Source organism: Haemophilus sp. Marseille-P9675 (assembly GCF_916862695.1).
Taxonomy (GTDB): Bacteria; Pseudomonadota; Gammaproteobacteria; order Enterobacterales; family Pasteurellaceae; genus Haemophilus; species Haemophilus haemolyticus_K.
The window spans coordinates 22,690-29,461 of the sequence record NZ_CAKASP010000009.1; the positions used below are offsets into that span (position 1 = coordinate 22,690).

Below are 6,772 nucleotides of genomic sequence, written 5' to 3' on the forward strand. Positions count from 1 at the left end.
TGGTTTAATAAATATCGGTTTTATAAATATAAATTAATTATTTCATCTTTGATGATTTCGACTGTCTTTCCTATACGATCACATCAAATTTTGCTAGACTTACCCAAAAAATTTTCCTATAAATGAATTATCAAGATCAACTCTCTCACATATTCTCTCTCAATGGACAATTAAGTCAAAATATAAAGGACTTCAGTCCAAGGGCAGAACAACTTAGCATGGCTCAAGCCGTTGGTGATACCATCTATAATAAGTCTTCTCTTGTTATTGAAGCTGGTACAGGCACGGGCAAAACTTTGGCATATCTAGCTCCAGTATTACTATTTAACAAAAAAACCATTATTTCAACTGGATCCAAAAATTTACAAGGTCAGCTTTTCAATCGAGATCTTCCTGCTATCAAAAAAGCGCTTAATTTCACAGGAAAAATAGCCTTACTCAAAGGAAGAGCAAACTATCTATGTTTAGAACGATTAGATCAAGTTATTGCACAAGGAGTGCTTGGTGATAAATCTGTTCTAACGGATTTAAGTAAAGTTAGAAAGTGGAATAATAGCACAAAAACAGGTGATTTTACTGAATGTGTAGAACTTGCCGAAGACAGCCCTATCATTTCACAGCTAACTAGTACCGCGGAAAGTTGCTTAGGAACGGATTGTCCTAATTATAGCGAATGCTATGTTGCAGCAGCTCGGAGAAAAGCACTAAATGCGGATCTAGTGGTCATTAATCATCATTTGTTTTTTGCTGATATGGCTGTGAAAGAAACTGGATTTGGGGAATTAATTCCTCATGCAGAAGTGATTATTTTTGATGAAGCACATCAATTGCCCGATATTGCCAGTCAATATTTTGGGCAATCGCTCACCTCTCGACAGCTATTTGATTTATGCAAAGATATTAATATTGTTTATCGTACCGAACTAAAAGATATGCTGCAACTTGGCAGCACATCAGATACATTACTTAAAGTTGTACAGGATTTTCGTCTTTTATTAGGTGAAGAAAATAATACTCGTGGAAATTGGCGTGAATTTTATAAACAAAGTGCGGTAAAAAAAGCCTTTGATTTATTACAAGAAAAAATTAATTTTCTCTCCGAGGTGATTAAGCTTACATTAGGGCGTTCACAAACACTCGATAGTATTTTTGAACGTGTCGAATCAATAAAAAGTCAATTAAAGCGCCTAACCGAAACTAATATTGTGGGGTTTTGTTATTGGTATGAGGGAAATGGTCGTCAATTCGGCTTACATATTACACCGCTAACCGTGGCCGACAAATTTGGAGAACAACTGAAGATCAAAGAGGCTGCATGGATTTTTACTTCCGCTACATTAGAAGTAGGTGGAACCTTTAATCATTTTTGTCAACGATTAGGGATTGAACATGCAACACAAAAGATTTTACATAGTCCATTTAATTATCCTGAACAATCATTACTTTGTGTTCCTCGTTATTTGCCAACTACCAATAAAACGCATACTTTAACATCATTAGGTGAAATGTTACTGCCAGTAATTGAAGCCAATAAAGGGCGCTGCTTTGTACTTTGCACTTCTTACACAATGATGCGAGGATTAGCAGAATATTTTCGTGAAAAAAGTATGCTTTCAATTTTAGTACAGGGAGAAACCTCTAAAGGCAAATTATTGGAACAATTCACTTATACCTCTCATAGTGTACTTGTTGCAACATCTAGTTTTTGGGAAGGAATCGATGTTCGCGGTGATGCACTTTCCCTAGTGATTATCGATAAACTTCCGTTTACTGCACCTGATGACCCTTTATTAAAAGCACGTATTGAAGATTGCAAGCTACAGGGAGGCGATCCATTCAATGATATTCAAATTCCAGAAGCCGTGATTACGCTAAAGCAAGGCGTTGGGCGTCTAATTCGAGGTGTAAGCGATCGTGGCGTAGTGATTATTTGTGATAATCGCTTGGTTATGAGAAATTATGGCGAAACGTTTTTAAAGAGTTTGCCAAACTCAAGTCGTACCCGAGATCTCAATAAAGTGATACAATTCTTACAAAATCAATAAATGAGAAAAAATAATGACAAAGCTAACTTTATTAGCATTAGATACCTCTACTGAAGCCTGCTCAGTTGCACTACTATATAACGGTGAAAAAACACATTTAAATGAATTAGCGCAACGCACACACACCAAACGAATTCTTCCTATGGTTGATAAAATCTTGGCAAACTCAGGCTTGCATTTAAATCAAGTTAATGCTCTGGCTTTTGGGCGTGGTCCTGGTAGTTTTACAGGTGTAAGAGTGGGGGCTGGTATCGCACAAGGTTTAGCATTAGGTGCTGATTTACCAGTTATTCCTATATCAAATTTAACAGCAATGGCACAGGCTGCATTTGAATTATATCAAGCTAAAAAAGTTGCAGCCGCAATCGATGCGCGCATGGGGGAAGTATATTTTTCACAACTTATATGTGAAGATGTACACACTAATTTTGGAGCGGTTTCTCAATGGAGAGAAATAACACCAGAGCAAGTTTGCCCACCTGAACAAGCAATTTCCCAACTTCAAAATAACGATATTTTTTATGTAGGTACAGGTTGGGCTGCTTACCCACAATTTACAGAAAAAAATCTGAACGGTTCAGAAATTGAATTGCCAAATGCCTTATATATGTTATCCCTTGCTCAAACAGCATGGAAACAGCAACAAACTATTTCAGCGTTAGAAATTGAGCCTATTTATTTACGAAATGAAGTCACGTGGAAAAAGTTACCTGGACGAGAATAATATCATCGTGGAGAATAAGTGAAAATGAAAGGAAAAATAAGCATATTTTTGACCGCACTTTGTTTAGGTCTAACAGGCTGTATTACTCCACCAAGAGGATTAGAAAATGAACAGTTTTCTATTACTAGCTATAAAGAAATTACATCTCAAGATCTGAGTTGCCACTGTAAAAATATCCGATTAGGCGGCAAAATTGTACAAACTACCATTTTACCTCATCATACTAAAATCGAAGTACTTAGTTTACCTGTATCATCTTTATCTGGAAAACCCTTCGTAGAATCACAATCTGATGGCCGTTTTATCGTTTATTTCGATGGTTTTATAGATCCCGAAAATTTAAAAGACCGTTATATCACAATTGGCGGACAATTAATTGGTTCAGAACCAGGTAAAATAGAACAGGCTAATTATACTTATCCTGTTATTAAACCAAATAAATACCGTCTTTGGACGCTAAGTACAAACTATTATTATCCTGAAGATGATTGGGACGATGATTGGGGATTCTGGAGATGGCGATACCAACCTCGGTATATCCAACCCGAAATTCGCTATTATTTGAATTAAATGATAAAATCTTGGAAATTTTCCAATAAACTAGGATAAAAAATGGAAAAAATTTGGTTTCAAAACTATCCAGAAGGTTCTGAAAAATTTCTGGATACATCAAAATATGAGTCAATTCTGGATATGTTTGATAAAGCCGTACGTGAGCACCCCGACCGTCCAGCTTATATCAATATGGGGCAAATACTTACATTCCGAAAATTAGAAGAGCGTAGTCGTGCTTTTGCTGCCTATTTACAAAACGAATTTAAACTTCAACGTGGCGATCGTGTAGCATTGATGATGCCAAACTTATTGCAGTACCCTATTGCACTTTTTGGTATTTTACGGGCTGGTCTGATTGCAGTAAATGTTAACCCACTTTACACACCAAGAGAATTAGAACATCAACTACAAGACAGTGGTGCAGTGGCAATCATTGTTGTATCTAATTTTGCCTCAACCTTAGAAAAAGTTGTCTTCAACACGAATGTAAAACATGTCATTTTAACAAGAATGGGGGATCAGCTCTCTTTCGGTAAACGTACAATCGTCAATTTCGTTGTAAAATACATCAAAAAGCTCGTTCCTAAATACAAGTTGCCACATGCAGTAACATTTCGAGAAGTATTAAGCATCGGAAAATATCGTCAATATGTACGCCCCGATGTTGTTCGAGGTGATCTGGCATTCCTACAATATACTGGAGGTACAACTGGCGTCGCTAAAGGGGCAATGTTAACGCATGGAAATATTATTACTAATGTTTTCCAAGCTAAATGGATCGCAGAACCCTTTATTGGTGATCATACGCGTACTCATTCTGCAATTTTAGCCTTACCGCTCTATCACGTTTTTGCATTAACCGTAAATTGCTTATTATTTTTAGAATTAGGCGTTACCGCAATTTTAATCACTAATCCACGTGATATTGATGGTTTTGTAAAAGAGCTAAAAAAATATCAATTTGAAGCTATTACAGGAGTAAATACATTATTTAATGCTTTATTGAATAACGAAAATTTCAAAGAGGTGGATTTTTCAGCATTAAAACTCTCTGTAGGTGGAGGGATGGCAATTCAGCAATCTGTTGCAACACGTTGGCATGCTCTAACGGGTTGTAATATTATTGAAGGCTACGGCATGACAGAGTGTTCACCGCTTATTGCTGCTTGCCCAATTAATGTAGTAAAACACAATGGCACTATAGGCGTACCAGTTCCAAATACTGACATTAAAATTATCCAAGATGATGGAACCGAAGCCAAAATTGGTGAACCTGGCGAATTATGGGTAAAAGGCGAACAAGTCATGAAAGGTTATTGGCAACGCCCAGAGGCAACAAGTGAAGTTTTAAAAGATGGTTGGATGGCAACTGGCGATATTGTAATTATGGATGAAACTTATAGCCTTCGTATTGTTGATCGTAAAAAAGATATGATACTAGTCTCAGGCTTTAACGTATATCCAAATGAAATTGAAGACGTAGTAATGCTTAATAATAAAGTCTCAGAAGCTGTTGCTATCGGGGTACCACATGAAGTATCAGGTGAAACTATCAAAATTTTTGTAGTAAAAAAAGATGATAGTCTAACACGTGATGAAATTCGCCAGCATTGTCGACAATATCTCACAGGCTATAAAGTTCCAAAAGAAATTGAATTCCGTGATGAATTACCCAAAACGAATGTAGGAAAAATTCTACGTCGCGTACTTCGAGATGAAGAAATCGCAAAACGTTCCGTTCATTAAATAAATGGGATAGCAATATCCCATTTCCTTGTTAAATCCTCCTGTTGAAACACGACAATGATAAAAGAATGCCAAAATTTACCGCACTTTTCTCTTATTACAACTAATACTGAGCTTTCAGAAATTTGCCTTTTGGCCCAACAACAGAATATAGTTGCGTTAGACACCGAATTTATACGCATATCAACCTATTTCCCAAAACTGGGATTAATCCAACTTTATGACGGCAAACGAGTGTCTTTAATTGATCCACTTATGATCACTGATTTTTCACCTTTTGTTAAACTACTTGCTGATTCTCACGTTCTCAAAGTATTACATTCTTGTAGTGAAGACTTATTAGTATTTTTGCAGGAATTTAATCAGTTGCCTATACCCATGATAGATACACAAATTATGGCTCGTTTCCTTGGACTAGGTATGTCTGCAGGTTTAGCAAAATTAGTCCAACAATATCTGAATATAAAAATAGATAAAGGTGCAACTCGTACTGATTGGATTAAACGTCCTCTTTCAAAAATACAATTACAGTATGCGGCTGGAGATGTATGGTATTTACTTCCGCTGTATCACATTCTGCAACAAGAACTCTCCCAAACGCCTTGGTTAAAAGCTGTAAAGGAAGACTGTGAACTCGCACTTATCAAAACATATAAATTAAAAGAACGAGATGCGAATAAAGCCTATTTGGATATTCCAAATGCATGGAAACTGAAGCCTTTAGAATTAGCTCGCTTAAAAGTTTTAGCAACATGGCGACAAAATATTGCTGTAAAACGAAATTTAGCCTTGTCTTATATTGTAAAATCAGAACATCTTTGGAAAGTAGCAAAGTACAATCCTCGTAATATAGCTGAGATGCTTGAACTGGGTCTAACTCATAATGAGATCCGAATCTATGGAAAAAAAATTCTTCAGCTCCTTACTCAAGCTAGCCAGATATCTCCTAATAATTATCCACAGAAAATAGTTAGAATTTCTGAAGATCCTCGTTATAAACAAATAATTCGTTCACTACAAGAGCAAGTTACTGCACTCACTCCAGGAGGACTATCACCAGAAATCATAGCGAGTAAACGAACATTAGAAGAATTAATAAAATGGGTGTGGAAAAAAGAATGTTCATCCAATAAATTACCGGAATTACTCATAGGTTGGCGTAAACAAATAGGTGATATATTGGTGAAAGAAATCAAAATAATAACAAATACCTAGTCTACGTCTCCAAGAGATTAGAATTAGAGCTAAAAATAATCTCTAATTAGAAGTACTATATAAACTGAAAAATAGTCATATTTATCCCTCAAGAGATATCTAAAAGATTATTAAGAATACATAAGTTTTGTATATCGAAAATCCAATAATACTGATTTTTGTAAATAATCGAAATATAAGCCCCATATCTCTTTCGGCACGAGCTATCATCTTTAATTCTATTTTTTATAATAGTTGTTAAGTTCAAATAGAAAAACCCCAGTAGCTCAACTGGGGTTCTTCTGTTTTTATTTTATTTTATTTTATTTAATTTAGCTTTGTATTTAGTAACCTGGCGGTGCCCTACTCTCACATGGGGAAGCCCCACACTACCATCGGCATTACAGCGTTTCACTTCTGAGTTCGGTATGGTGTCAGGTGGTTCCACCGCACTATCGCCGCCAGGATAATTCTTTGATAACTTTTATTCTAACTTCTATCTATGTTC

Annotated in this window: 5 protein-coding genes and 1 rRNA gene; 5 read left to right on the forward strand and 1 reads right to left on the reverse strand. The window is 36.0% G+C overall.

Going from position 1 to position 6,772, the window contains the following annotated elements; genetic code table 11:
* The first annotated feature begins 122 nt into the window (after window positions 1-122).
* The 5 genes from LIX50_RS09295 to rnd are packed head-to-tail and all read left to right on the forward strand — an operon-like array spanning window position 123 to window position 6,285.
* Window positions 123-2,045: an ATP-dependent DNA helicase gene (locus tag LIX50_RS09295; protein ID WP_048953286.1), complete on the forward strand. Its 1,923-nt coding sequence runs from the start codon at window positions 123-125 to the stop codon at window positions 2,043-2,045.
* Between the two features lie 13 nt (window positions 2,046-2,058).
* On the forward strand, window positions 2,059-2,769 hold the full coding sequence (gene tsaB / locus LIX50_RS09300; protein ID WP_048953287.1) for a tRNA (adenosine(37)-N6)-threonylcarbamoyltransferase complex dimerization subunit type 1 TsaB: 711 nt from the start codon (window positions 2,059-2,061) through the stop codon (window positions 2,767-2,769).
* A 24-nt stretch (window positions 2,770-2,793) separates the two neighbouring features.
* Window positions 2,794-3,339: a Slp family lipoprotein gene (locus tag LIX50_RS09305; RefSeq protein ID WP_048953290.1), complete on the forward strand. Its 546-nt coding sequence runs from the start codon at window positions 2,794-2,796 to the stop codon at window positions 3,337-3,339.
* Between the two features lie 42 nt (window positions 3,340-3,381).
* Window positions 3,382-5,070, forward strand: coding sequence for a long-chain-fatty-acid--CoA ligase FadD (fadD, locus tag LIX50_RS09310; RefSeq protein WP_048953288.1), 1,689 nt, complete (start codon window positions 3,382-3,384; stop codon window positions 5,068-5,070).
* A 57-nt stretch (window positions 5,071-5,127) separates the two neighbouring features.
* Entirely contained in the window at window positions 5,128-6,285 is a 1,158-nt protein-coding gene (rnd, locus tag LIX50_RS09315) for a ribonuclease D (RefSeq protein ID WP_048953289.1), read from the forward strand.
* Between the two features lie 329 nt (window positions 6,286-6,614).
* On the opposite strand, the gene rrf is transcribed toward rnd, so the two are convergent.
* Window positions 6,615-6,730, reverse strand: a 5S ribosomal RNA gene (gene rrf / locus LIX50_RS09320).
* Window positions 6,731-6,772 lie beyond the last annotated feature (42 nt).

Coding starts and splice junctions, on each gene's coding strand:
- LIX50_RS09295 (WP_048953286.1), top strand. CDS start 123: ATGAATTATCAAGATCAACTCTCTCACATATTCTCTCTCAATGGACAA.
- tsaB (WP_048953287.1), top strand. CDS start 2,059: ATGACAAAGCTAACTTTATTAGCATTAGATACCTCTACTGAAGCCTGC.
- LIX50_RS09305 (WP_048953290.1), top strand. CDS start 2,794: ATGAAAGGAAAAATAAGCATATTTTTGACCGCACTTTGTTTAGGTCTA.
- fadD (WP_048953288.1), top strand. CDS start 3,382: ATGGAAAAAATTTGGTTTCAAAACTATCCAGAAGGTTCTGAAAAATTT.
- rnd (WP_048953289.1), top strand. CDS start 5,128: ATGATAAAAGAATGCCAAAATTTACCGCACTTTTCTCTTATTACAACT.